Origin of the sequence: Mesorhizobium sp. M7A.F.Ca.ET.027.03.2.1, from assembly GCF_003999175.1 — a bacterium.
In the GTDB taxonomy this organism is placed as follows: Bacteria; Pseudomonadota; Alphaproteobacteria; order Rhizobiales; family Rhizobiaceae; genus Mesorhizobium.
Map to the genome: position 1 here is coordinate 1 of NZ_RZOM01000836.1, position 2815 is coordinate 2815.

Consider the following 2815-nt stretch of genomic DNA (forward strand, 5'->3'; position numbering starts at 1 on the left):
CTCGGGATCGAGCAGCCGATGCGTGTAGTCGAATGTCGGCCCGAGCAACTGGCCGCCGGGCAGGTCCTTGTAGGTCGCCGATACGCGCCGCTCGACCAGCATGGTGGCGGTGTCGATGGGCCTGGAGTAGCCGAAGCGCGGCAGCGTGGTGCGGTAGGCGCGCACCAGGAAGATCGCCTCGATCATGTCGCCGCGCGCCTGGACGATGGCGAGCGCGGCCAGTTCACGGTCGTAGAGCGAGCCTTCGCTCATCACCCGGTCGACGCCGAGCGCCAGCTGCTCGACGATCTGGTCGAGACGAAGGGCCGGCACCGAACGGTCGCCGCGGCGGCGGTCGGCAAGCAGGCTGTGGGCGTTGGCGATTGCGGCTTCGCCACCTTTTACCGCGACATACATCTTACGCCTCCATCGTCTTGATGCGCGTCGTGCGCGGCAGGCAGGCAATGCCGCCTGATGTGACGAGGATGATGTCGACGCCACGCGGAAAGCGCTTGATGTTCTGTTTCCACTGCTCGACGAAATGGCGCGGCATCTGTGCCGGCGCGATCGTGGCGCTGGTTTCGATGCCGGGACCTTCGAGCAACAGCGGCGTGCCGGAGACGAGATCGCCGACTTGCAGGATCAACGTGGTCGAACGGTCGGGATAGTCCTGCGTGCCCTGCGAAAAACCATCAAGCGACATCATCTCGGCCGGGGCCGCGATGAAGGCGAAATGCGCATCGGCCGGTGTGTTGGCCAAGGGCGCACCAGTATGGAAACCAAGCCAGGATCTGATGGCGGTGGAAGCTTGCAGGGCCTGGTCGAGCCAGAGCGGGGTGTCGTTATCGCACAGCGCCAGTGCGATGGCGCCGGCGGTCGCCGAGAGCGGCGCCGGCGGGCGGGCGAAGGCAGGCAGCGGCTGCACGCTGCCTGGCCGCGCCATTGCGTTCATGACCGCTCGGAACACCGTCTGGGCATTGAAGACCGGATCGGCGAAGCCGCCCTCGATCGATTGCGCTGCAATGTCCATCAGTCTTCTCCGCGAACCATGGTGAAGAAATCCACCTTCGTTGCCGCCGTCTCGGCGCGGCGTTTTTCATGCGCTGCGGTCAGAGCCGACCGCAGGGGCGCTATCAGCCCGGTCTCGACCTCATTGCGGCGGGCAGGGTCCTGCCACAGCGCGTCGGCGATGGCCGCCAGCTTCGCCTTCTGCTTGTCGCGGCCAAGCGCATAGCAATGGCCGACCTGACCGGAGGGCAGCCGGACGGTGGCGCGGGTAACGGTCGCCTCGCCGACATTGAAAGCGGCGCCGCCGCCGCCGATGCGGCCGCGCAGGGTGACAAGGCCGGTTTCGGGGCCGCGCAGCAACTCGGCGTCCGAAGGCAGTCCGGCCTCATTCCAGAGCCGTACGATGTCATCGCCGCTGGATTGCGCAAGGGTTGCCATGGCGGCCTTGCGCTCGGCCTGGTCGCGGGCTTCCTGTCCTCGCATAAGCTATCGTCCCCGTGGCTAAATTTGTCTATTGATATAGACAACTATACAAATTATACCTATTATCTAGCGCGTGTCCATGACGGGTGGATGACAGCGATAGAAGACTGGGCGCTGGAAGGTGGGGGGCAATGAAGGTCGGGCAGCTGTCAGCGGACGGCATCGAGCGGCGCAGTGGCGTTTCGCTGTGGCGGCAGATCGCCGACAAGATCCTGTATGCGATCGCCATCGGCGATTTCACGGAGAATGCAGCGCTGCCGCCGGAGGTGGCGCTGGCAGAACGCTATGGCGTCAACCGTCACACGGTGCGCAACGCCATATCAGCCCTTGTAAGGGAAGGCGTGCTGCGGGCCGAGCAGGGGCGCGGCACCTTCGTGCTGTCGCGCAAGCGGCTGTCCTATCCGATCGGGGCGCGCACACGTTTTTCCACAGGGCTGCAAGGGCAGACGACGGAACGGCACATCGTCCTGCTCGCCTCGTCGGTCGAGCCGGCCAGCCAGCGGGTCGCCGAGGGACTGGGTCTTCCCAGGGGAGCCGATGTGATCCGGCTGGAAACGCGCGGCGAAGCCGACGGACGGCCGGTGTCGCGCGCGGCCGGCTGGTTCGAGGCCCGGCGCTTTGCCGGCATCGATGCCGCGATGGCGGAAACAGGGTCGATCACCGCCTCGCTGGCGCGGTTCGGCATAGACGACTATCTCAGGCAATCGACCGTGCTGTCGGCGCGCCATGCCGATGCGGCGGACCTTGCCGACCTCGACCTGCAACCGCGCGCCATCGTGCTGGTCACGGTTGCCGTCAACGTCACGCCGGACGGCCAGCCGATCCAGTTTTCCGAGTCGCGCTTTCCGGCCGAACGGGTGGAGCTGAAGCTGTCGGCGCTGTAGGGAGTGGACAGCTCGGTCGCGCTTATTTTTCAGCGACTTGGCGTTTGAGGACCGCCTTCCCCACTCCGTCTCGGCTTCGCCGAGCCACCTCTCCCCCCCTCCGGAGGGAGAGGAAGGAGCCCGCCTTGCTAAGCTCGCGCCATTCCTCTCCCCCGTCGATCGGGGGAGAGGTGGCTCGGCGAAGCCGAGACGGAGTGGGGGTCGACCTGCGCGGGCGTCGTCAATTCAGACCGGCTTCGCCGTCTGCCATGTTATGATCCGACCTCGATCACAGCCTTGATCAGGCCCGATTTCTCATGTGCCCAACGAGCCAGATCGCGCGGCGCGGTGCCCGATCTGGTCAAGGAAGCAACATCAGGCGAAGGCTTCGATGTGGTCTTCGACGCCACCGGCAACACCCAGTCGGTGCAGTCGGCCTTTGCCCATGTCGCGCATGGCGGCACCTTGGTGCTGGTCTCTGT

General features: G+C 65.8%; 4 protein-coding genes and 1 pseudogene. 2 read left to right on the plus strand and 3 right to left on the minus strand.

Annotation, left to right across the window (positions count from 1 at the left end):
- The 3 genes from EN750_RS27705 to phnG form a co-directional block, all read right to left on the minus strand.
- Positions 1 to 396 (minus strand): carbon-phosphorus lyase complex subunit PhnI (locus tag EN750_RS27705; RefSeq protein ID WP_145967956.1); only part of this gene is annotated, 396 nt, incomplete at its 3' end.
- Position 397: 1 nt separating this feature from the next.
- The gene (gene phnH, locus EN750_RS27710) at positions 398 to 1009 is read right to left on the minus strand and encodes a phosphonate C-P lyase system protein PhnH (RefSeq protein ID WP_127398599.1); all 612 of its coding nucleotides are present in this window, start codon (positions 1007 to 1009) and stop codon (positions 398 to 400) included.
- The gene (phnG, locus tag EN750_RS27715) at positions 1009 to 1470 is read right to left on the minus strand and encodes a phosphonate C-P lyase system protein PhnG (protein ID WP_127398601.1); all 462 of its coding nucleotides are present in this window, start codon (positions 1468 to 1470) and stop codon (positions 1009 to 1011) included. The genes phnH and phnG overlap by 1 nt, the downstream gene beginning before the upstream one ends.
- Positions 1471 to 1601: 131 nt before the next feature.
- Here phnG and phnF point away from each other — a divergent pair, with 131 nt between their 5' ends.
- Complete coding sequence (gene phnF, locus EN750_RS27720) at positions 1602 to 2354, plus strand: phosphonate metabolism transcriptional regulator PhnF (RefSeq protein ID WP_127398603.1); 753 nt, start codon at positions 1602 to 1604, stop codon at positions 2352 to 2354.
- 339 nt (positions 2355 to 2693) lie between these two features.
- A pseudogene (locus EN750_RS27725) lies at positions 2694 to 2815 on the plus strand (zinc-binding dehydrogenase); the annotation flags it as partial.

Bases quoted from the DNA above. Each gene is read 5' to 3' on its own strand.
- phnF (WP_127398603.1), top strand. From the start codon at position 1,602: ATGAAGGTCGGGCAGCTGTCAGCGGACGGCATCGAGCGGCGCAGTGGC.
- phnG (WP_127398601.1), bottom strand. From the start codon at position 1,470: ATGCGAGGACAGGAAGCCCGCGACCAGGCCGAGCGCAAGGCCGCCATG.
- phnH (WP_127398599.1), bottom strand. From the start codon at position 1,009: ATGGACATTGCAGCGCAATCGATCGAGGGCGGCTTCGCCGATCCGGTC.